Below are 22,416 nucleotides of genomic sequence, written 5' to 3'. Positions count from 1 at the left end.
CCACACCCCCGCCCACCGTGCCGCCGACGACCACACCTCCGCCCAGCTCGGGGGCCTGCCGGGTCGGGTACTCGGCGAACAGCTGGACCGGCGGCTTCACCGCCAGCGTGACGATCACCAACACCGGCAGTGCCGCGATCAACGGCTGGACGTTGCAGTGGACCTGGCCGGGTAACCAGCAGGTCACCAACGCCTGGAACGCGACCCTCAGCCAGAGCGGCAACCAGGCGACCGCCCGCAACGTCAGCTACAACGCCGCGGTCGGCCCCAACCAGAGCGTCACCTTCGGCTTCCAGGGCACCTACAGCGGCACCAACAGCACGCCGACGCAGTTCACCCTGAACGGCGCCACCTGCGGCTGAGCCCGCCAGGGCCGGCGCGACGAGCACCCGGACGGGCCGGACCGGGAGCATGCCCTGACCAGTGTTCGCACTGGTCAGGGCGGCTCACGTCGGGCCGGACCGGCGGAGGGCTTCGGACCCGACGCGCACCCGGACCCCGTTGACGCCACTTCGGCCCGGCTTCTAGGCTGGCGGAGAACCGATTCGACCACGGGGGTGCGATGAACATCGGGGAGATCGCTCGGCGGGCGGGCGTGTCCCGAAGCACCGTTTCGTACGTACTCAGCGGCAAACGTCCGGTGTCGGAGTCGACCCGGCGCCGGATCCAGGCCGTCATCGACGAGCTGGACTACCGCCCCAACGCCAACGCACGCGCACTGCGGGAGGGGCGGACCCACACCCTCGGCCTGGTGATCCCCCCGGCGAGCCAGCGGTTGACCGACATGCAGTTGGGATTCGTCGCCAGCGTCGTGGAGGCGGCCGCCCGGGCGGATCTTGACGTGCTGCTGTCGCCGTCCGGCGGTGACCATGACCGGTCCTTCGAGCGGATCGTCAGCGGACGCCGGGTCGACGGCGTGATCCTGATGGAGATCCGACTCGAGGACGACCGAGTGGCCCGACTGCAACACAGCCGGCTGCCGTTCGTCACCATCGGCCGCACGGCGGAACCGCACGGCATGGGCTGGGTCGACGTCGACTACGCCGGTCTGATCACCCAGTGCGTGAACCACCTGGCCGACCTGGGGCATCGGCACGTCGCGCTGGTGAATCGTTCCGCCGAGTTGGTCGCCGCCGGTTACGGACCCGGTCATCGTGCGCTGGCCGGTTTCTCCTCGGCCGTGGCCGAGCGGGGGCTGACCGGTGTCGACGTCTGCTGCGGCGACGACGCCCCCGCCGGTGAGGCGTGCGTGGAACAGCTCCTGGCCGCGTATCCCGACGTCACCGCGATCGCCACGATCAACGAGGCCGCCCTGCCAGGCATGCAGCGGGCCCTGCAAGCGGCCGGGCTCGTGCTCCCCCGCGACTTCTCCGTCATCGGAGTCGCCGCACGCCACTGGGCCGAGGAGTTCCGTCCACCGATGACCGCCGCCGACGTGCCCATCGTCGACATGGGCACCGAAGCCGTCGCGCTGCTTCTGGAAGGCATCACCGCGCCACGGACGCCGCCGCGCCACCGGCTGTACAGCCCACCGATCTCACTGCGCTCCAGCACCGGCCCCGCGCCGCACCACTGACCGCCCGCAAGCTCCGCCCACGGTCGAGCCCGGAGCCCGCACCCGTGGGGCCGGGGCCCGCGCACGGGTGCGGGGGCCCCGGCCCGCCGTCCCCTCAGGCGGAACGGGCTGGTGGGTACGGCCGACGGCTCCAGTCAGCCGAGGATCCGCCGGAGATAGGCCAGGCCGTCCTGGGCGAGCCGATCCTGTGACGGGGCGAGCGGACGCCAGATCGACGCGGCGGTCGCGATGGTCTCGTTCTCGGCGGTGAACGACTCGATACAGACCGCGCCCCGGTAACCGGTGCCGGCCAACACCTCGAAGAAGCGGGGCCAGTCGAGATGATCGGCACCGGGAGCGCCCCGGTCGGTGCCGCTGACCTGGACATGCTTGATGTACGGGCCGGCCAGGGCGAGCGCTCCGTACGGGTCGGCCTCCTCGATGTTCATGTGGTAGGTGTCGATCATGATGCCGACGTTCGGCGGCAGGCCGTCGAGCAGTTCCACCGTCTGCTCGACGGTGTTGACGACACTCGTCTCGTACCGGTTGAGCGGCTCCACTCCGATGGACACGCCCCGCTCCCCGGCATGGTCGGCGACCGGTGCCAGCGCTTCCCGGAAGTCCGCATAGCAGGCCACCCGGGCGGCCGGGGTCATCCGCCAGGTCCGGCCCACAGCGGCGTAGACCGGGCCTCCGACGCACGGGGCTCCCACGGCTGCCGCGCTGTCCACACAGCCCTTCAGGTACTCCACCGTCGCCTCGACGACGGCCGGGGCGGCGTCCACGAGGTCACGCCCTGGCGGGGTGACCGCGCAGACGCCGGCCGCGGCCAGGCCGTGCGTCGCCAACAGGTCCCGGGTACGGACCGGATCCCAGTCGCCGGGCTGCTCGATCGGCAGCTCTATCGCGTCGAAGCCGAACGCGGCGATCCGTGGAACCAGTTCGGCCAGGGCCTTGTCGTCGACCGGCGAGGCCCACACCCAGGGATTGACACCGATGGCGTGCAAACGGAACCTACTTCCAGCGTTGCGGGTAACCGGGCAGGTCGGTGCAGCCGCACATGGCGTAGTGCAGCGGCGGCATGTTCGGGTCCAGGTAGCTGTCCAGGTTCTCCCGGGTCACGGTCGGCTGGGGCAGCTTCCACGGGCTGGCCACCTGCTGGCCGTCGAGGATCCGCAGCGCGGCGATGATCGGCGTACGCCACTGGTAGGTCGGGTAGGTCGGCGCGATCGCGGTGAGGTTCTTGTCCTTCCAGATCTTCAGGAAGTCGAGCTGGTCCTCGCCGTTGATCGGCGGCACCGGCTTGCCCGCGTCCTGGAACGCCTCGACCGCCGCCACGGCGACCGCGCCGGCGTCCATCCAGACCCCGTCGATCGTGCCGTACCGCTGGAGGTAGTCGTTCACGATCTTCTTGGTCTTGGCCGGGTCGCCGTCGGTGAACTCGACCCCGACGACGTCGACCTTCGCCTTGTCGAAGGCGACCTTCGCAGCGGACCAGCGGGTCTCCAGGACGTCGACGCCGGGCAGGATCCGCAGGGCGAGCACCTTGCCACCGGGCTTCATCTTCTGGCTGACGAACTCGGCACCGACGTGGCCGAACCCGTACCCGCCGATGGGGTTGATGAACGTCACCGGGCACTTGGTGTTCACGCCACGGTCGAAGACGACGACCGGCAGCCCGGCGCTACAGGCCGCCTCGACGGCCGGGGTGAGCGTCGCGGTGGTGTTGGGCGAGACGATGAGCGCGCTGCATCCCTTGCCCAGCAGGTCGTTGATGTCCGCGATCTGCTTCTGGTCCTTGCCCTCCGCGTCGACGTGGACGAACTCCTTGATCCGGCTCTTCTGCGCCTCGACCTCGGCCTGCATGGTCTTGAACCCGACCTGCCGCCACGGGTTGTTCAGTCCCGCGTTCGAGAAGCAGATCTTGTACGGGCCGGGCTTCTTGAACTTCGCGGTGTCCACCATCGTCGGGTTGAGCGCCTGCTCCCACGGCTTGTCGGCCGGCCCGGTCGGAGCGGCGGCCAGCAGCGCCAACTCGTTGTCGTAGTCGGCCTGCACGAAGAACTTCGACTGCTCCCCGGTGCCCGCCCCCGCCGCCTCGCTGGCGGTGCCCGACGGAGTCGCGGCCGGCTCGTCGGTGGCGCAGCCGACGAGCGACAACAGGGTGACCGCGGCCAGGGCCGCCATATGACGTCGTCTCACTAAAATCCCCTTATCTGGAAGAAAAACGCAAACCCGAGACCGCCACGGCGATGAGGATGATCGCGCCCTGGACGGTCGACCTGAGGGCGCCGGAGACGCCGTAGAAGTTCATGAGAGTGAAGAGCAGTTCGAGGGTCAACGCGCCGAGCATCGCACCGACCACCGAGCCTCGACCGCCGCCCAGCGCGACGCCACCGAGGACGACCGCGGTGATCGCCCCGAACTCCAGGCCGGCGCCGGCCTGGAACGAGACGCCGCTGTAGCCGCCGAGGAGGATCGCCGCGACCGCCGCAGCGAGTCCGCTGAGGACGAAGGCGATGGTCCGGGTACGCCAGACCGGCACCCCGCTCAGCTCGGCCGTGCGCGGGTTGTCGCCGACGGCGACCAGCGTGCGGCCGAAGTCGGAGCGCATAAGCAGCACGGCCAGTGCGGCGACGACCAGCAGGACGACCAGGGCGTACGGGACACGACCGAGCACCGGCACGTCCTCGAACGCGCGTCGGCCGAACCTGCGGAACTCCTCGGAGAGCCCGCCCTTGGGAGCACCGTCGGACCAGAGGTACACCGCGCCGACCAGGATCAGGAACATGCCGAGGGTGGTGATGAACGAGGGCACCCGCAGCCGTGTCGTGACCAGACCGTTGACCAACCCGACGAACGCACCGCCGACGAGCAGCACCGCGACCACCGGCCAGGTTCGGGACGGGTCGCTGTCGATGAGCCGGGCGGCGACGACGACCTGGGCGGTGACCAGGGAACCGACGGAGAGGTCGAACTCACCGGAGACGATCACGAAGTACTGGCCGGCGGCGAGCAGGATGATCGGCGCCGAGCGGCCGAGGAACGACAGCAGCGACGGCGGGGCGAGGAAGTCCGGCTGCCGGACGGCGACGAGCACCAGCAGCACGGCGAGGATCGCGAGGATCGGCAGGACGCCACCGGCACGGGACCGCAGGATCCGCAGTGGCATCGGGGCGCGTTGGACGGTCTGCATGGCTAGGAGTCCGCCTTCCGCAGAGCCCGGCGGGCGTAGATGGCGACCGCGGCGATGATGATGGCGCCCCGGATCACCTGCTTGAAGAAGGCGTCCACCTCGAGCTGGTTGAAGATGGCGTCGATGCTGGCGAGCAGCACGACTCCGCCGACGGTGCCGATGACACCGCCGCGTCCACCGGCGAGAGCGGTGCCACCGATCACCACCGCGGCGATCGACTCCAGGTCGTAGAGACCCTCGGTGCCGACCCGGGGCGCACCCGAGCCGAGCCGGCTGGCGAGGTAGATCCCGGCGAGCCCGGCGCAGAGGGCGCAGAGCACGTGGGCGGTGACCAGGACCCGGTCGTTGCGGACGCCGGAGAGCCGGGCAACCTCCGGGTCACCGCCGATCGCGACCAGGTGGTGGCCGAACCGGGTCCGCGAGAGCGTGAACCAGACCGCCCCGGTGACGACGACCAGCAGAACGAAGGACAGCGGTACCGGACCGACGCGCTGGTATCCGAGCGTCTGCACGAGCGAGGGCGCGGTGCTGCCGGCGGGGCCGTCGTAACCGTTGTCGAGGTATCCCTTGAGCAGCAGCCCGACGCCGAGGGTCGCGATGAACGCGTTGATCCGAAGTTTGGTGACGAGCAGCCCGTTGAGCAGCCCGACGCCGGCGCTCACGGTGAGTGCCAGGCCGATCGCCGGCAACAGCGCGCCGTCGCGGCCGTTCATCGTCTCGGCGGCGACGAGCGTACTGAGGCTGAGCACGTACGCCACCGACAGGTCGAGCGAGCCGCCGAGGATGACCAGGGTCTGGCCCACGGCGACGAGCCCGAGCCCGGCGGCGACGTGCAGCAGGCTGACCGTCGTCGACTGGTTGAACAGCTGGCCGCCGTCGATCTCCACGACCAGCCAGCCGATCGCGAGAACGAGGGTCAGGGCCACGAACACACCCGGTACGGGCCGCCGGGCCGGCAGGAACGAAATGCCACTCACTGGGCCGCCTCTGTTCGCGACTGCGGGGCTCGCAAACCCGGCTCACTCCTCACGCTCACTGGGCCGCCTCTGTTCGCGACTGCGGGGCTCGCAAACCCGGCTCACTCCTCACGCTCACTGGGCCGCCTCTGTTCGCGACTGCGGGGCTCGCAAACCCGACTCACTCCTCACACTCACTGGGCCGCCTCCCGCACGGTCCCGACCGCCAGGGCGACGACGTCCTCCTCGGTCGCGCCGGCGGGCAACTCGCCCGCGACGCGGCCGTCGCGCAGAACGACGATCCGGTCACTCATCCCCAGCAGCTCCGGCAGATCGGACGAGATCATGAGAACCGCCGCACCCTCGCGGGCGAGGCGGCGGACGAGATCGTGGATGGCCGACTTCGCCCCCACGTCGATGCCCCGGGTCGGCTCGTCGAAGAGCAGGATCCTCGGGTTGAGTGCGAGCCATCGGGCCAGCACGACCTTCTGCTGGTTGCCGCCGGACAGGAAACGGATCTCCTGGTCGTCGTCGACGGCCCGGACCTCCACCGCGGCGAGCAGCTCACGAACCCGTACGGTCCGGGCGGCGCGACCGGACCGGGCCGCGAAGACGGCCCGGCTGGCGAGCAGCGCGTTGTCGAGTACGGACTGCCGGGCGACGATGCCTTCGCCCTTGCGGTCCTCGGTGACGTAGGCGACGCCGGCCCGCATCGCGGCGCGGGGCGAGCGCGGCCGGATCGGCGTGCCGTCGATCGTGAGCTCGCCGGTCGTGAACGGAGCCGCCCCGAAGATCGCCCGGGCCAACGCCGATCGCCCGGCACCCTGGAGGCCGCCGACGCCGAGCACCTCACCCGCCCGCAGCTCCAGGTCCACGCCGCGCAGCTTTTTGTTTCCCCCGCCGCGGACGGTGAGCCGGACCGGGCCCCGGTCGTCGGGGCCGGCCCGGTCCGGGTAGTAGCTGGACAGTTCCCGGCCGACCATGTGCCGCACCAGTTCGTCCGCAGTGGTGTCCGCGGTGTCCACCGTGGTCACCCGCCGTCCGTCCTTGAGGACCGTGATCCGACCGGACAGGTCGAAGACCTCGGCGAGCCGGTGTGAGACGTACAGCAGGCCGATGCCCCGCTCCTGGAGCCGGCGCATGAGCCCGTACAGCAGCTCGACCTCGTGGTCGGCGAGCGACGCGGTGGGCTCGTCCATGATGAGCAGTCGCGCGTCGAGGGCGAGCGCCTTGGCGATCTCGACGACCTGTTGCTGCGCGACGCCGAGACGCCCCACCCGGGCGTCGGCCGGCAGCGCGGTCTCCCCGATCGAGGCGAGCAGGTCGTCGGTGCGGCGAAGCATCTCCCGACGGTCGACCAGTCCGCGGCGTACCGGCTCGTGGCCCAGGTACACGTTCTCCGCGACGGTGCGCTCCGGCAGCAGGTTGAACTCCTGGTGGATGATGCCGACGCCGGCCCGTTGCGCGTCGCGCGGGCCGCGAAACGCGCGTGGTTCACCGGCGAGTTCGATGCTGCCCTCGTCCGGGGCGTACCCGCCCGAGACGATCTTCATGAGGGTGGACTTGCCGGCGCCGTTCTCACCGACGACGGCGTGGACCTCGCCCGGTGCGACGTCGAGGTCGACGCCGTCCAGGACACGCACTCCAAGGAAGGACTTGCCGATACCCCGCAGGACTAGCAGCGGCGCCGGCCGTGGATCTGACATCGCAGGAGCCCTTATAGGTAGTAGTCAACGTGATTCAGGCACCGCGCGGGTCATCTGCTCGTACGACGACGAACTTTCGCACGCGGTGTGAGGGCTTACGTTCTTCCGTTGCAAACATTCGCTTGACACGAGCGAAACATCACACGTATGAAGATAGATGTTCGGATGCGGCTCCGCAATCCTCGACCTGAGGTGACTGCCGGCCCGCCACTCGACCGGCATCGGCGCCGGACCGAGGGGCCAGACACGGCCGCCCCGCCCAGGGACGACGTGGCACGTAGCGGTAGAAATCGATGGTTTTCGATGTATAGTGCATCCCGACACCTTGCAGACCACGGGACGAGGACTTCCCGACGCCACACTCTGTGACGTCCTGCGAGGCTGACTGCCGTTTCGGCGGACGGCACGACGACCGAACAGCACCTCGTGCCCGAACGCGTGCCCAGGCTCCACCTGGCGCGCCGCCGGGCCCGTGGCCGCAACCCGTTGCCCGCCCGAACTAGGAGACGGCATGCGTCGCAAGACATTGATCATCGGAGTGCTCGCCGGGCTGTTACTCTCGCTCGCGCTCGCTCCCCCGGCATCGGCGGCTCCCGCCTTCCGAGCCCTGGTGTTCACCAAGACCACCGGCTACCGGCACGACTCGATCGCCGCCGGGGTCTCGATGCTCCAGCAACAGGCGTCGGCGAACAACTTCGAACTGGTGCACAGCGAGGACTCGAGCGTCTTCACCACCGCCAACCTCGCGACCTTCGACGTCCTCATCATGCTCCAGACCTCGGGCATGGTGTGGACCACGGCGGCCCAGCGCCAGGCGGTGGAGGGATACATCGCCAGCGGCAAGGGCATCGTCGCCATCCACAACGCCACGGACATGGGCATCGAGGGCGAATACCCGTGGTGGGACCAGACCATCAACGCCGGCGCCCACATGCCGGAGCACTCCCCCGGCGTGCTGCCCGGCACCGCCATCGTCGCCGACAAGAAGCACCCCTCGACGGCCAGCCTTCCGGACCGCTGGAACCGCAGCGAGGAGTGGTACAACTTCGACAAGAACCCGCGCGGCGACGTCCACGTCCTGGTGACCGCCGACGAACGCACGTACAACCCGGGCTCCCGGGCGATGGGTCCGGACCATCCGATCTCCTGGTGCCGCAACGTCAGCGGCGGCCGGGTCTGGGCCACCGCGATGGGGCACGCCATCGAGTCCTACAGCGAGACCAACTTCCGTAACCACGTCCTCGGGGGCGTCAAGTGGGCCGCCGGCAACGAGCCCGGCGACTGCGGCGGTACCGTCTGGGGCAACTTCGAGAAGCGCACCCTCGACGACAACACCGCCGACCCGATGGCGCTGGCAGTGGCCCCCGACGGCCGGGTGCTCTACGTCCAGCGCGGCGGGCAGTTGAAGATCTTCAAGCCGTCGACCAACGCCACCGTCACCGCCGGCACGCTCAGCGTCTACACCGGCGGCGAGGACGGCCTCACCGGGCTGGCGCTCGACCCGAACTTCGCCACCAACGGCTACGTGTACCTGTACCACTCGCCGGCCAGCAGCACGACCGACGTCAACCGGGTCTCCCGCTACACGCTCACCGGCGACACGCTGAACACGTCCAGCGGGGTCACCATCATCGACATCCCCGCGTACCGCGACCGGACCTTCCCCGAGCCCGGCCACACCGGCGGGTACATCGAGTTCGGCCCGGACGGGAACCTCTACATCGGCACCGGCGACGACACCCCGCCGAACCTCGACCCCAACTGGCAGGGCTACGCCCCGCTGGACTGGCGGTCCGGCAAGGCCAACCTCGACGCCGCCCGGAGCGCCGGCAACACCAACGACCTGCGTGGAAAGCTGCTGCGTATCCGGCCCTCGGCCAGCGGCGGCTACACCGTACCGACGGGCAACCTCTACCCGCAGGGAACGGCGCAGACCAAGCCCGAGATCTACGCAATGGGCTTCCGTAACCCGTTCCGCTTCTCGATCGACCCGGCGAACGGCTGGGTCTACCTGGCCGACTACGGGCCCGACCGGAACCCCCCGACCACCAACCGCGGCCCGGAAGGGCTCGTCGAACTCAACGTGATCAAGTCCCCGGGCAACTACGGGTGGCCGTTTTGCCACGGCAACAACCAGCCCTACGCCCCGTTCAACCCGGACACCGGCGTCGTCGGCGCGAAGTTCAACTGCAACGCGCCGGTCAACAACTCCCCCAACAACACCGGTCTGACCAGCCTCAAGCCGATCGTCGCGCCGAACATCTGGTACGGCTACGGCACCTCGTCGACCTTCCCGGAGCTCGGCTCCGGTGGCTCCGGGCCGATGGGTGGGCCGGTCTACCGGTACGACCCGGCGAACCCGTCCGCGACGAAGTTCCCGCCCTACTACGACGGAGTGCACTTCTTCTACGAGTGGACGCGCAACTACATCAAGGAAGTCCACTTCGACTCGGCCACGGCGGTCACCCGCACCAACCCGTTCATGTCCCGCAGCAGCTTCAACAAGCCGATGGACCTGGAGTTCGGCCCGGACGGCTCGCTCTACGTGCTGGAATGGGGCACCAACTTCGGTGGCGGGAACAGCGACTCCGGGCTCTACCGGATCGACTACATCCAGGGTGGACGGTCGCCGATCGTCAAGGCCACCGGCACGCCCACCAGCGGCACCGCGCCGCTCACCGTCCAGTTCAGCAGCGCCGGCACGACCGACCCCGATCCCGGCAACACGCTGAGCTACCAGTGGACGTTCGGCGACGGCACCACCTCGACGGCGGCCAGTCCGTCACACGTCTACACCAGCAACGGCAACTACACGGCACAGCTGAAGGTCACCGACAACACCGGCAAGACCGGCTTCGCCAACGTCCAGATCACCGTCGGCAACACCGCACCGGTGGTCACCATCACCGCCCCGGTCAACGGTGGCATGCTCACCTTCGGTGACAAGGTGCCGTACCAGGTCAGTGTCTCCGACCCGGACGGCACCGCGGTCGACTGCACGAAGGTCATCGTCAACCCGGCCCTGGGCCACGACGACCACGCGCACGAGACCACGGACTATCCCGGCTGCTCGGGCACCATCTCCACCGATCTGCTCGGCGGTCACCCCGACGGCGCGAACCTGTTCTACGTGCTCAACGCGCGGTACACGGACAGCGGTGGCGCCGGTGGAGCGGCCCCGCTCACCGGTACCGGGCAGGCGATCCTCCAGCCCAAGCACAAGCAGGCCGAGTACTACAGCAGCCAGTCCGGCATCCGGGTCGTCGACCAGGCCGGCGCGGAGAGCAGCAAGCGTGTCGGCGACATCGCCAACAACGACTGGATCGCGTTCACCCCGATGAGCCTGTCGGGCATCACGAACGTCAGCTACCGGCTGTCGTCGCCGTCCGGCGGCGGCTCGATCGAGCTGCGCGCCGACTCGCCGACCGGCACGCTGCTGGCGACCACCACGGTGCCCAGCACCGGCGGTTGGGACAACTACCAGTCCACGACGCCGGTGAGCGTTGCCTCGCTCGCCGGAACCCATACCCTCTACGTGGTGTTCAAGGGCAGCGGGTTCGACCTCGATTCGCACACCTTCGGCGGCAACGGCGTCGGTAACGGCGGCGGTAACACCGGCGGCATAGCGGGCCGGACCTGGACGCTCACCGCGCAGCACAGCAGCAAGCTGATGGACGTCAGCGGCGTCTCCACCGCCGACGGCGCCCAGATCACCCAGTGGGCGGCCACCGGTGGCAACAACCAGAAGTGGCAGGCCGTCGACGCCGGTAGCGGTGCGGTCTACCTGAAGGCGGTGCACAGCGGCAAGTGTGCCGAGGTGACCGGCAGTTCGACCGCGGCGGGAGCCTTCCTCCAGCAGGCCACCTGCAACAACGGGAACCAGCAGAAGTTCACCGCCACCGCCACCGGAACCTCCGGGGTGTACACGGTGAAGAGTGTGCTGAGCGGGCTCTGCGTCGACGTCAACGGCGCCGCCACCAGCGATGGCGCCCGGGTGTTGCAGTGGAACTGCGCCGGCAGCACCAACCAGCAGTGGCGGCTCGGCGCGGTATGACGGGACGCCGCGGAATCCGCGGTAGCCAGTGACGTCCCGGTCGGGGCCGGCATCCGAGACATGGAGCCGGTCCCGACCGGGACGTCGGCGTCAGCGGGGACGGTCGTCCAGGTCTGCCAACCTCCGGCACCCGGCACCGCCGGTGATGGTCGCGGGCCAGACCGGCGCGGAGTTTGCCCTCTCCGCGCCGGCCTGCCCAGATCACGCGGGCAGCGAACATGTCGGCGTGAATGACGCTGCCAATGCGTGCCTGGGATTCCGCGACCGCCCGACTAGCAGGTGGAGTTCGTAGGGATGCGTTGCCCCATTTGCCGGGCAGGGCGCTCTGACCGCCTCGGCGCCAGCATGGCCGCGACCAACGAGGGACGCTTCATCGATCCTCCCTCGCAACCCGCACGCCAACATCAGAGGTTAGCGTTCACATCCACATCTGCCCTGCTCCCGACCTCAAAGGCAGGTCGAGAAGGAACGCTCACATTGTTATATGGGAGATTGCCACATCGTTTCGCAGCCTTCAAGAGCTACGTGGGAATGCGTAACGCAAACCCGACGGCCGAACAGTTCTTCTCGGGTACGGACTTTCGATGGAAGCCGTTGATAACACTTTTACAGCAGCGGCGGCAGAAAGACGGTCGCGCGAAGCATCACACCCGACAGGGTCGACGGGACCGGAAGCAGTTCGAGGCCGACGATGAGCCGTTCGAGTGGAACCGGTTGCCAGCGACGCGGGCAGACCGGACAGGACCGGATATGCCGCGTGATGCGCTTACGCCACAGTGGGCTCGGTACGCCGTCCCAACCCTCCAGCACGGCACGCAACTCCGCGCACCCGGGATCTGCGTCCAGCGCGGCGACGACCGTCCGGCTCAGCTCCATCTGGTTGCGCATACGCTGAACGCGTACGCCGGCGTGAGCCACACTCGTCGCCAGTGCCGCCGCGAGGGCGCTCCTGGTCAACCGCCCCCCGGCCTCCAGCCACCACAGCGACAGCAGCGTCCGATCGTGCCGGTCCAGCCACCGGCTGGCACGTACCACCTGCTCACACTGCTTGGACAACTCCACCCGGAGCAGGGCCAACGCCTCGGCGCCGGCATCCGGGGCATCCGTCACCTCGTCGAGGGGCCCGGTCCGTTCGGCGTCGACCTGCTGCCGGTGAAGGTGGGTGCCGACCTGCCGCCTCGCGATCGTCACGAGCCACGGACGGAAGCTCTCCGGAGAGCGCAGCGCCCGTAACTCCCGCAGGGCGCGCAGCATGGTCTCCTGCACGACGTCGTCGACATCGGAAAGCCCACCCAGGGCCCTCCGCACGATCGTGTACACCAGGGGCAGGCACGCCGTGACGAGTTCGTCGAGCGCCCGCCGGTCGCCGGCCCGAGCGGCGATGACGAGACGCGTCTCGTCAACCGCGCTGGCTGGCATGCTCTACACCGTTGGCGAACTCTCGGTCAGACACGGTCGTCGTCAACAAGATTGACTTGCACCTGCCCATCGCGATGTACCTGCCCCGGGACCGCCGGCGGCGGCCGCCGGCGTGATTTCGATGGTTGGGACCGCGCCACGGCCCGGCCCCAACCATCCACGTGGCGTCAGTTACGCAGGTTCCATTGCTGGTTGGTGCCGCCGTGGCAGGCCCAGAGGTGAAGCTTCGTGCCGTTCGCGGTGCCGTTGGCACTCGCGTCGAGACACAGTCCGGACTGCACGCCGGTGACGGTGCCGTTGGCGTTGACGTTCCACTGCTGGTTGGCCTGACCGTTGCAATCCCAGATGATGGCCAGTGTGCCGTTGCTGGTGCCCGCACCGGACGCGTCCAGGCACTTGTTGCCGTACACCATCAGTTGTTTTCCGGCGGTGTACGTCCACCGCTGGTTCGTCGCACCGGTGCAGTCCCAGAGCTGGGCCTGGGTGCCGTTGGTCGTACTCGATCCGCCGATCTCGATGCAGCGGCCGGACTGGACCCCGACGATCTGCCTGTTCTGCTGGCTGTTGCCGCTCTGCGGCCCGGCGGCCGACATCACGGCCTGGGCGCCCGAGGGCCAGTTGCCGCCCGTCACCGTGACGTTGCCGGAGACGACGTTGCCCCGGTCGCCGTTGGTGACATTGGTGCTGCCGTTGGTCGACCAGTTGTTCTGGACGGTGAAGTTGCCCATGTTCTCGGCGAACCAGTAGTTGGCGGTCGCCCAGGTGCCGGTGGCGGAGAAGACGTTGTTGCGGGCGGTGTAGTAGCGCGAGCCCTCGTCGAAGTAGATCCCGAAGTAGCCGTTGGTACGCAGGCAGTAGTTGTCGCTGATCAGACCGCCGGGGTTGGCCGACAGCGTGTAGATGCAGCCACCGTCGTTCATCTGCTGCATGACGTCGTGCACGTAGTTGCCGACGATCCGGTTGTTGGAGGCGGTGGTGGCCGTGCTGTAGCGCGGCTGGTAGTTGTACAGGCCGCGGTCCGCGTAGTGGTTGCTGCCACCGGCGTCGTTGGCACCCCAGCCATAGCCCATGGACATGCCGGTGTACGGCATGTTGTAGACCTCGTTGTACGAGACGGTGGCGTTGGTGACGTAGGTGGTCAGCACCGACACGATGCCCCGGTGCTCCACACCGAGGTCATGGAGCCGGTTGTTGCTGACGGTGATGTCCCGGTTCACCATGCGCTGGTCGCCGGGATGGTGGGCGTCGGCCCGCACGCCACCGACGACGATGCCGCCGGCCGAGTTGCGGGCGATCTCGGACCTGGTGACGGTGATGTTGCTCGCGCCGAGGCCGACCCCGCTGGTGTGGGCGCTGACGTCGTTGCCGATGCCGACCGCGGTCTGCCCCAGGTTGACGAACTGGGAGTCGGTGAAGGTGATGTTGTTGGCGGCGGAGACCTGCACGGCGGCGGGCGACTGGAGCCAGTTCGGTCGGGTCGCCTCGAACTGCGGGCAGCCGTTGTGGCAGGAGGTGAAGCTGGGCCAGCTCCAGTTGCCGTAGATGTAGGCACCGGTCTGCTGGTCCACGTAGCCCTGGTTGCTGCTGGGACCGAGCCAGCTCGTGCCGGTGAAGGTGATTCCGCTGAAGGTCATGTGGTGCGCTGGCGCGTCGTAGGTGCCGCCGACGTTCACCAGGGACTGGAGCGTCGGCAGTTCCACACTGACGGTGCTCATGTTCTGGCCGGCGAGCGGGATGTAGGACAGGGCGCCGGTTGCCGGGTCGAGGTGCCACTCCCCGGCCGCGTCCAGGAACTCGTAGGCGTTGCTCAGGTAGAGCGGACCCGCCCGGTGCGGACTGGTGAAGGTGTCGTATCCGAAGTTGTTGTTGCTCCAACCAGGCTGCTGCATCGTGATCAGGTTGCCGGCGATGCTCTGCACCGAGACGTACCGGTCGGTGAAGGAGTTGACACTCTCCATCTGGATCCGGTTCTCGTTGGCCAGGTTGTTCAGGTAGTTCAGCGCACTGTTGGTGAACCTCATACCGGTGCTGTCCGCGGTGAAATCGGCCCGGTTGACCTGGGTGCGGGCCCGGGTGGCGATGGCACCGTTGACGTAGAGCTGGCGGCTGTCGACACCGGCGCCGACATTGGCCCGCCAGATGTTCTTCCCGGCGTCCACGAGGGACCAGCCGGTGACCGCGCGGGCACCGGTGATCACCGGACGGGCCGACGGCGCCGCCTGCCACATCACCCGGTAGCCGTTCGTGCCGGAGTCGGCGGCCGTCAGCCGGAGCGGGGAGGTGAGACGGTACGCCCCGTCGGCCAACTCGACGACGATGTCGCCGGACATCGCGCCGGTGCGGGACCGGACCGCGGTCTGCACACCGGTCAACGAACACGGCTGGGCGGTGGTGCACGCGGTGCCGCTGCCCGACGGGGACGCGTACAGGGTGGTGGTGGCGGCGAGCGCGGGAGCGGCCGAGCCGGCCAGCACGGTCGCGGTGACCGCGGCGGTCAGCGCCGCCGCCGCGGCTCCGGCCAGCACCCGCCTTCGGGCGGTAGGAGTTGGGGGTATGGACACGGGAGGTCTCCTTACCTGAGGTGGCGGTGTGGCGGACGATCCGGTTGTGTCACTGATGGACGCTGCGCGGTTGGTGGCGTTGGGACGAGTCGCCACCGGCAGGGGCGGGGCCGGGCAAAGCCACGCCGGGAACGAGCCGCAGCGGCCGCCGGAGCGGCGCCGGTAACTCGATATCAAAGTTCATCATACGAATGATGTCTATGCAAGGAACGGCCGAGAGCCGCCCCGTACCCGGCCATCGGACCGACCCGGTCCACGACAGGACGCCGGTGAACGGGCACAGGGGCGGATCGGCCGAGGATCCGGCGGAGACAGGTCGAGCCGGCGTCGACCGGGCCCGGGCGCCGCGCCCTACCCCGGCTGCGGCGCCGGCAGCAGACCGGCCGCCGCCAGCGCGGCCCAGAGCTCGTCCGCCACGGCGGCCTCCGACCGCCGCACGGCATCGGTCGCCTGGGATCCGTTGCGCACACCGACCACCGTCGAGACCACGGCCGGATGCCGCCGTACGAAGGCGAGCGCCGCCTGCGGCAGGGTGGCCCCGTACGCCTCGCAGACCACGGCGATCCGCCGCGCCCGCTCGATCAGCTCCCACGGTGCCTGCTGGTAGTCGTACAGCGCGTCAACCGGTGGCCGGTCCCGGGACAGCAGCCCCGAGTTGTAGACGCCCGCGATCACCACGCCCACCTGACGGCTTACGGCGGCGGGCAGCAGGTCACCGGCCGCCCCCTGCTCCAGCAGGGTGTACCGCCCGGCACACATCACCAGGTCGATGTCGGTCTCCCGGACGAACCGCGCCAGCATCGCCGAGGAGTTCATGCCGGCGCCGATGGCGCGTACGACGCCCTGGTCCCGCAGCTCGACCAGGGCGGGCACGGCCTCGGTCGCGGCCTGTTCCCAGTGGTCGTCGGGGTCGTGCAGGTAGACGACGTCGATCCGGTCCAGACCGGTGCGGTCGAGGCTCGCCTCGATCGAGCGGCGGACACCGTCACGGCTGAAGTCCCAGCTCCGTCGGTGACTCGCCGGGACGTCGAAACCCTCCGGGTCGCGCCGGTGCGCATCCTCCGGCGTGGGTACCAGCAGGCGACCCACCTTCGTCGACACCACGTACTCGTCGCGCGGCCGATGCCGCAGCGCGGCACCGAGCCGTCGCTCGGACAGCCCGAGGCCGTAGTGCGGCGCGGTGTCGTAGTACCGGACACCCGCGTCCCACGCGGTGTCGACCGCCGAGGCGAACTCCTCCTCCGTGGTCGCCCGGTACAGGTTGCCGCCCTGGGACGCGCCGAACCCCAGCTCGGTCAGGCGTACCGCCGGGCGGCGCGGCAGCGCGGAGGTCCTCACGACGCCCCCAGCCGGTAGGCGCGCCGCGCGGTGTGCTCCCAGATCAGCGCCCGCTCGGCCGCGTCGAGGTCACCCAGCGACTCCGCCAGTACCTCGATCCACCGGCGGTACGAGCTGGCGAGCAGGCACACCGGCCAGTCCGAGCCGAACATCAGCCGGTCCGGCCCGAACGCGTCGAGCGCGTCGTCGAGGGCCGGTCGGAGGTCCTCCGGTGTCCAGTCCGGCCGTGGAACCTCGGTCACCAGGCCGGAGAGCTTCGCCGTCGTGTTCGGCGTGGTCGCCAGTGCCCGCAGGTCCCGGGCCCAGTCCGCCAGCTCCGGCCGGCCCAACGCCGGCTTGCCCAGGTGGTCGAGGACGAACCGCACCTGCGGCAGGTCGTGCGCCAGACGCGTGGCCATGGGTAGCTGGTGCTGGCGGACCAGCAGATCGAAGACCAGACCGGCGGCGCCGACCGCCGCGATCCCCCGGCGGACGTCCGGCCGGTCCAGGTACGCCGGGTCGGTCTCGCCCTGGACGAGATGGCGGATGCCGACGAGCCGGTCCCCGCCCCGTGCCGCCCGCAGTCGGGCGATCCGGTCGCCGACGTCGTCGGCCGTCAGGTCCACCCAGCCGACGACCCCCAGGACGAGGGTGCTGTCGGCCGCGATGCCCAGCAGGTCCACCGTCTCCGCCACCGAGGCGATGGACTGCACCACGACTGTCCCGGTGACCCCGGCGGCCCGGGCCAGCGGGGCCAGGTCGGCGGGCGCGAAATCGGCGTCGATGGCCGCCATGGACACCGGGTCGATCCACGGCTGCGGATGCCGCGCCCGAACCCAGAGGTGGTGGTGGGCGTCGATGATCCCGGGCCGGCCCGGCACCTGTCCGCCGGTCATCGGCCCAGCCATCCGCCGTCGACGGGCAGCACGATCCCGTTGACGTAGTCCGACGCCGCCGACGCCAGGAACACCGTGGCACCCCCGAGATCGTCGGCGCCGCCCCAGCGGCCGGCCGGGATCCGGGCGAGGATGGCCTGGTCACGATCGGGATCGTTCCGCAGTGCCAGGGTGTTGTCGGTGGCGCTGTACCCGGGAGCGATGGCGTTGACGTTGACCCCCCGGGCCGCCCACCCGTTCGCCAGCGCCCTGGTCAGCCCGGCCACCCCCGACTTCGAGGCGGCGTAACCGGGAACGGTGATGCCACCCTGGAAGCTCAGCAGCGACGCGGTGAAGATGATCTTTCCTCGGCCACGCTCGACCATCGTCCGGCCGATCTCCCGGCTCAGCACGAACTGGCTGCTCAGATTCACCTCGATGACGTGGTCCCACATCTCGTCCGGATGATCGGCGGCCGGCGTACGGGCGATCGTCCCGCCGTTGTTCACCAGGATGTCGATCGGACCGAGCGCGATGAGGTCCCGGGCCAACCGGTGCACGGCCGCCCGGTCGGCGAGATCGGCCCGCAGCGCGGTGAACCGGCGGCCGGCCGCCCGCACCCGGCGTTCCACCTCGCTTCCCTCCGCCTCCATCTGGGCGGAGACGCCGACGACGTCGGCACCGGCCAGGGCCAGTGCCTCGGCCATGGCCAGGCCGATGCCGCGCCGGGCACCGGTCACGACAGCGGTCCGTCCGGACAGGTCGAAAAGGGCGGTCACCGGTCCTCCTCCCGCCAGTCGAGCAGCACCTTCAGCACGCCGCCGCCCTCCAGAGCCGTGAACGCGTCGTCCACCGCCTCGACGGGCTCGACCCGGGAGATGAGCTGTTCCGCCGGGATCGCACCGGAGGCGACCAACCGGACCGCCTCCGCCATGTCGTCCCGCTGGTACAGGCGGGCGCCGAGCAGTTCCAGTTCGCGCCAGAAGAACCGGTGCAGGTTTACCTCGCGGGGCCGGGGATGGATCGCCACCATCACCAGCCGGCCACGGGTGGTCAGGACATCCACCGCGGTACCGATCCCGGCGGCGGAGCCGGAGACCTCGAAGGCGATGTCCGCGCCCGCGCCGTCGGTGCGGTCGTTCACCAATGCCACGACGTCGTTCGTTCCCGGATCGACGGCCTCGATTCCCATCCCGTTCGCGGCGGCGCGCCGGAACGGGTCCGGCTCGACGAGGAGCACCCGCGCACCACGGCCCTTCGCGACGATGGAGATCAGCACCCCGACCGGTCCGCCGCCGACCACGACCACCTGGTCGTCGGCGGTCACGTTGCCCCGCCGGACGTCGTGCACCGCGACCGCGACCGGTTCGACGAGCGCCGCGTGGTCGAGCGGCAGGTCCTCGGGAAGCGGCAGGACCAGGTCCGCCGGTACGTTCCAGGAGGACTGCATGGCTCCCGGCGAGTCGATGCCGAGGAAGTTCATGGCGTGGCAGACGTGGGAGTTCCCGCGCCGGCAGGCGACGCACCGCCCGCACGACCGGGTCGGCATCACGGTGACGGCCTGGCCGACGGACCAGCCGGTGGTCTCCTCCCCCACGGCCGCGATCCGCCCGGACATCTCGTGTCCGATGATCGCCGAGGCGCCGACCCGGGCGTCCATGTCCCCGTGGTAGATGTGCAGGTCGGTGCCGCAGATGCCGGTGTAGGCCACCGCGATCCGCACCTGGCCGCGACCCGGCGGTTCCGGGTTCCGTTCCTCGATCCCGAGGTGGCGAGCCCCCTGGTAGACCACTGCCTTCATCGATCCTCCGTCTCGACGGCCGGTACGTCGATCGTCCCGACCGGGCACGGCCGTGGACGCACCGCCGTGGCGGCGCATCCACGAGCCCTTCTAGTACTGGCGATCAGCTCACGGTGAAGTCGGTGAAGCTGAACTGACCCGTCACGCCGGCGGCGTGCGAGGTGGCGATCAGTCCCGCGTCCTGCGCGGCGGAGATGCCTGGCAGGTTCACCGTGGGGCCGACCTTGGTCCAGGTGTCGCCATCGGTGGACCAGTAGCCACTCACCTCGGTGCCGGAGCGGACCAGCCGGACCCAGGCCGGTGCCCTGACCCCGGCCACCCCGCTGAACGAGTCGAGGTAACCGTTGCCGTCCGCGTCCCACTGGAAGGCGACGCCGTTGCCCGGGGTGACCACCAGGACGGCGTACCCGGGCGACGAGGCGGCACCGGTGACATCGTTGCGCAGCACGACGCCCGCCTTGGCCCACGGGTTGGTGTTCGCCACGGCGGTGACCCGGGCGGTCACGATGCCCGCGGTGCCGACCGCGTCGTCGTGGTAGATCACGCCGTACTCGTCGAACGAGCCGCCGCCGTCCTGCCAGATGTCGGTGCCGGAGGTCAGGATGGCGTACCCGCCGTCGGCCTCGGCGAACTGGCTCGGGACCGAGCCGTACCCCTTCGCCGAGGTCAGCGGGTTGACCGCGGTCAGCGTCAGCGTCCGGTCCACGGCGTAGGCGGTCCGCTCGGCCCGGAAACCCACCGCCACCCGGGCGTCCGCCGTCACGACCGGGGTCGGGACCGACCCGGGCGCGGTGACCCGCCACGACACGGTCGTCGAGGCGCCCGGGGCCACCACCGGGCTCGGCCGCTTCCCGGTGCGGACCGCCAGCCAGCCCTCCGGGAGGGTGATCGAGGCGGTCAGGGCGACGGCCGGACGGTCGCCGAAATTCTCGATGGTGGCGGTGACCGTGGTGGCTCCGCCGACGCCGACGGTGGTCCGGTCGGCGGTGAGGAAGGCGCCGACCGGAGGACGCTGCGCGTCGGCCGGGCCACGGTACCTGCCGGTCGGACCCGCCTGGTACATCACCCGACTGGCCTCGATCGGAATGTTGCCGCCGGTGATGGTGACGTTGTCCCGGACCGTGTTGCCCCGGCTGCCGTCGACGAGGCCGGTGATCGCCGGGTTGGTCGCGTAGTTCCCGGTCAGGGTGATGTCACCGGTGTGGTTGCCGTTCTGGTTGTTGGCGTGCGCCCACTGCCCGGCGGTCCGGATGAAGACGTTGCGGGAACCGCGCAGGTATCGGGATCCCTCGTCGAAGTAGAGACCGAGCTGGCCGCTGTTCTCGCAGAGGTTCTCGTCGATGGTGCTGCGGGGCATCGCGGAGAGGGTGTAGATGCAGCCGGCGTCGAACATCGTCTGGACGACGTTGCGGACGTGGTTGCCGACCACCCGGACGTCGCCCAGGGTCGTCGGGGTGTCGTAGATCGGCTGGAAGTCGTACAGCCCCCGGCCCAGGTACTCGGGGCTGCCACCCGGATCGTTGGCGCCCCAGCCGTAGCCGATCCCGATGCCGGTGTAGGGCAGGTCGGAGACGTAGTTGTGCTCGATGGCCAGCCGGGTGACGTAGCTGGCGAAGATCGCGGCCTGGTCGAGGTACTCCCGCGCCGTCGCGTAGACGCGGTTGTCGCTGATCCGGATGTCGCGATTGGCCATGCGCGGGTCGGACGGGTGGTGGGCGTCCGGCCGTACGCCGCCGACCACGATGCCGCCGCCGGCACTCGCGGTGAACGTGCTGCCCACGACCGAGACGTCGTGCGCGCCCAGCCCGACGCCGGTGGCGTGGGCGCCTGCGTCGTTGCCGATACCCAGCCCCACGGAGCCGAGGTTCACGAAGGTGCTGTCGACGATGTCGATGCCCTCGGCCGCCGACACCTGCACCGCCGCGGCGGCCTGCGCCCAGTGGTTCCGGGAACCCTCGAATCCCCGGCAGCCGAAGTCGCACGAGGTGAATCCGTCGGCCGGCCGGTCCGGTTGGGGCCCGGTGATGAAGACCCCGGTCTGCTGGTTCGCGTAGCCGTCGGGCGAGCTGGGGTGCAGCCAGGTGGTGCCGGTGAAGGTCAGACCCTCGAAGCGGAGGTTCCGGGCTGGCGCCTCGTAGCTGCCGCCGACCTGGACCAGCGTCTCCAGACGGGGCAGTTCCACCCGGGTCCGCGTCATGTCCTGACCGGGCAGCGGCTTGTAGTAGAGCGTCCCGGCGGTCGTGTCGAGGTACCACTCACCGGCCTCGTCCAGGAAACGCCTGGAGTTCAGCAGGAAGAAGGTCGGGGTCCGCAGGGGGGACTGGACGGTGTCGTACCCGTAGGTGTTGTTGTCCCAGGCCGGCTGCGCCATGGTGACGGTGTCGCCGACGATGCTCTGCACCGGTGCGAACCGGTTGGTGAACGACAGCATCGCCTGGAAGTCGATGCGCGCCTGGTCGGGCAGCGTCGCCAGGTAGGCCAGATCCGGGTTGTCGAGGGTGAATCCGGTCGCGGTGAGCGTGATGTCGGTGCGGGCCAGCCGGAGCCGGGCGCGTTGCGCCGGGACCCCGTCGACGTAGAGCTGTCGGGTGTCGAAGCCGGTGCCGACGTCGGCCCGGTAGACACCCGTCGCGGCGTCGTCGAGTTCCCAGCCGGTGACCGCCCGGGCACCGCTCAGCACGGGCTTCGCGCCGCGCGCGGCCTGCCAGGTCACCGTGTGCCCGTTGCGGCCGGAGTCGGCGGCGTCGAAGCGTAGCGGCGAGGTCAGCCGGTAGGTGCCGGACAGGAGCTGCACGACGACGTCCCGGTCCCCCACTGCGGCGGCGGCCCGGGCCCGCCGCTGGGCCTCGGCCAGGGTCGCCAGCGGCCGGGCGCGGGTACCGGGGCCGTTGTCGTCGGCGCCCACGGCTCCGGTGGGGCCGACCACGATCGCCCGGGCCGCCGGGACGGCTCCGGCCGTACCGGCCAGCGGCCCGG

Annotated in this window: 15 protein-coding genes; 3 read left to right on the top strand and 12 right to left on the bottom strand. The window is 70.0% G+C overall.

Annotation, left to right across the window (positions count from 1 at the left end; all coding sequences use genetic code 11):
• On the top strand, positions 1 to 362 hold a 362-nt coding region (locus I0C86_RS26680), incomplete at its 5' end, for a cellulose binding domain-containing protein (RefSeq protein WP_196204039.1).
• Positions 363 to 562: 200 nt separating this feature from the next.
• Positions 563 to 1,576 (top strand): LacI family DNA-binding transcriptional regulator, encoded by a 1,014-nt coding sequence (locus I0C86_RS26675; RefSeq protein WP_196204038.1) that lies wholly within the window; start codon positions 563 to 565, stop codon positions 1,574 to 1,576.
• 134 nt (positions 1,577 to 1,710) lie between these two features.
• Here I0C86_RS26675 and I0C86_RS26670 read toward each other — a convergent pair whose 3' ends face one another.
• From I0C86_RS26670 to I0C86_RS26650, 5 genes are all read right to left on the bottom strand, one after another.
• Complete coding sequence (locus tag I0C86_RS26670) at positions 1,711 to 2,562, bottom strand: sugar phosphate isomerase/epimerase family protein (protein ID WP_196204037.1); 852 nt, start codon at positions 2,560 to 2,562, stop codon at positions 1,711 to 1,713.
• Positions 2,563 to 2,569: 7 nt separating this feature from the next.
• Positions 2,570 to 3,757, bottom strand: a complete 1,188-nt coding sequence (locus I0C86_RS26665) for a substrate-binding domain-containing protein (RefSeq protein WP_323373864.1) — start codon at positions 3,755 to 3,757, stop codon at positions 2,570 to 2,572.
• A gap of 10 nt (positions 3,758 to 3,767) precedes the next feature.
• A complete protein-coding gene (locus I0C86_RS26660; protein ID WP_196204036.1) occupies positions 3,768 to 4,751 on the bottom strand; it encodes an ABC transporter permease in 984 nt (327 codons plus the stop codon).
• A gap of 2 nt (positions 4,752 to 4,753) precedes the next feature.
• Entirely contained in the window at positions 4,754 to 5,728 is a 975-nt protein-coding gene (locus I0C86_RS26655; protein ID WP_196204035.1) for an ABC transporter permease, read from the bottom strand.
• Between the two features lie 173 nt (positions 5,729 to 5,901).
• On the bottom strand, positions 5,902 to 7,413 hold the full coding sequence (locus I0C86_RS26650) for a sugar ABC transporter ATP-binding protein (protein ID WP_196204034.1): 1,512 nt from the start codon (positions 7,411 to 7,413) through the stop codon (positions 5,902 to 5,904).
• Between the two features lie 511 nt (positions 7,414 to 7,924).
• Between I0C86_RS26650 and I0C86_RS26645 the strand changes: the two genes are divergently transcribed.
• Positions 7,925 to 11,467, top strand: a complete 3,543-nt coding sequence (locus tag I0C86_RS26645; protein WP_196204033.1) for a ThuA domain-containing protein — start codon at positions 7,925 to 7,927, stop codon at positions 11,465 to 11,467.
• Positions 11,468 to 12,073: 606 nt separating this feature from the next.
• On the opposite strand, the gene I0C86_RS26640 is transcribed toward I0C86_RS26645, so the two are convergent.
• The 7 genes from I0C86_RS26640 to I0C86_RS26610 all read right to left on the bottom strand — a co-directional run.
• Positions 12,074 to 12,886 (bottom strand): RNA polymerase sigma factor, encoded by an 813-nt coding sequence (locus tag I0C86_RS26640; protein WP_196204032.1) that lies wholly within the window; start codon positions 12,884 to 12,886, stop codon positions 12,074 to 12,076.
• Positions 12,887 to 13,053: 167 nt separating this feature from the next.
• Positions 13,054 to 15,447 (bottom strand): ricin-type beta-trefoil lectin domain protein, encoded by a 2,394-nt coding sequence (locus I0C86_RS26635; protein ID WP_196204031.1) that lies wholly within the window; start codon positions 15,445 to 15,447, stop codon positions 13,054 to 13,056.
• Positions 15,448 to 15,798: 351 nt separating this feature from the next.
• Positions 15,799 to 16,785, bottom strand: a complete 987-nt coding sequence (locus tag I0C86_RS26630; RefSeq protein ID WP_196204030.1) for an aldo/keto reductase — start codon at positions 16,783 to 16,785, stop codon at positions 15,799 to 15,801.
• The gene (locus tag I0C86_RS26625) at positions 16,782 to 17,660 is read right to left on the bottom strand and encodes an amidohydrolase family protein (RefSeq protein WP_196204029.1); all 879 of its coding nucleotides are present in this window, start codon (positions 17,658 to 17,660) and stop codon (positions 16,782 to 16,784) included. Before I0C86_RS26625 ends, I0C86_RS26630 begins: the two co-directional genes overlap by 4 nt.
• Complete coding sequence (locus tag I0C86_RS26620; protein WP_196204028.1) at positions 17,657 to 18,418, bottom strand: SDR family oxidoreductase; 762 nt, start codon at positions 18,416 to 18,418, stop codon at positions 17,657 to 17,659. The genes I0C86_RS26625 and I0C86_RS26620 overlap by 4 nt, the downstream gene beginning before the upstream one ends.
• A complete protein-coding gene (locus I0C86_RS26615; protein WP_196204027.1) occupies positions 18,415 to 19,440 on the bottom strand; it encodes a zinc-dependent alcohol dehydrogenase in 1,026 nt (341 codons plus the stop codon). The genes I0C86_RS26620 and I0C86_RS26615 overlap by 4 nt, the downstream gene beginning before the upstream one ends.
• Positions 19,441 to 19,543: 103 nt before the next feature.
• Positions 19,544 to 22,416, bottom strand: a 2,873-nt coding sequence (locus I0C86_RS26610) for an NEW3 domain-containing protein (RefSeq protein WP_196204026.1), incomplete at its 5' end; no start/stop codon positions are given.

Origin of the sequence: Plantactinospora alkalitolerans, assembly GCF_015690345.1 — a bacterium.
GTDB classification, from domain to species: domain Bacteria; phylum Actinomycetota; class Actinomycetes; order Mycobacteriales; family Micromonosporaceae; genus Plantactinospora; species Plantactinospora alkalitolerans.
The sequence above is the reverse complement of the archived record's forward strand: the minus strand, read 5'-3'. Positions and strand labels throughout refer to the sequence as shown.